Source organism: Roseburia sp. AF42-8 (assembly GCF_003435965.1).
Classification (GTDB): domain Bacteria; phylum Bacillota; class Clostridia; order Lachnospirales; family Lachnospiraceae; genus Roseburia_C; species Roseburia_C amylophila.
Genome location: NZ_QTVB01000132.1, coordinates 1 through 966, shown reverse-complemented (window position 1 = coordinate 966; position 966 = coordinate 1). Strand labels below are relative to the sequence as shown.

Here is a 966-nt window from a genome sequence, read left to right as displayed (position 1 = left end):
GAATAAAAAGTCTGAAACGGAAAAGAAAATATGATGCATGTATAAGTTTTTTAGATAGTGCAAATATTGTAAATATTTTAACTAAAACGGCGAAAACCAAAAACAATAGTGTCTGTAAGGTGTGAGCTGTCACAGGATAACTCATTTTCATATAGATATATATTAACTCCAATGGTAAAACATTTATACAATAAAGCGGATAAGGTGGTTTCGTTATCAAAGGGAGTGGAAAAAGATTTAGTTAGCAATTTTGGCTTGGAACCACAGAAAAATTGTACTATATATAACTGTTACAACTTGCAAAAAATGAAAATGTTGGCAAATAGTGAAGATAATGTGTTAAATGATTTGGGAGAGAATGAGGTATGTTTTATATCAATGGGGAGATTCACATACCAAAAAGGAGGCTGGCACCTAATAAGAGCATTTGCCAAATTAGTCCACGATGGTTATAAATGTAAGCTAGTTCTTCTGGGAACGGGGGAGTTAAAGGAATATTATGAGAAATTGGTTGAAGAATATAATATAGAAAAATCCGTTGATATAGTTGGATTTGCGGATAATCCATTTATATATCTGAAAAAGGCAACATGTTTCGTATTTCCATCTTTATTTGAAGGTTTTGGGAATGCATTGATTGAAGCATTAGCATGTGATTTGCCGGTTATTTCTTCTGATTTTAAGTCGGGCGCAAGGGAAATTCTTGCACCAGGAACAAATATAGATTCTCATGTTATGGATGAAATTGAATATGCGAAATATGGAATTTTGGTTCCAGTATGCGAGGGAAAATATTTTGGAGCAGAAGAAAAGTTAACAAAAAATGAAATGATAATGTACAGGGCTATGACGGAAATCATTAATAATAAGGAACTGAGGGATATGTACAAAAAAAATGCACATTTATGTGTAGAACAATATGAACCACAGAATATTATTAAACAGTGGATTGACTTAATTGAAGAA

Annotated in this window: 1 protein-coding gene; it reads left to right on the top strand. The window is 32.2% G+C overall.

All coding sequences use genetic code 11. The annotated features are described in order from the left end of the window. Positions 1–204: 204 nt before the first annotated feature. Positions 205–966: glycosyltransferase (locus DW059_RS15650; protein WP_158552150.1), on the top strand; the 762-nt coding region annotated here is incomplete at its 3' end.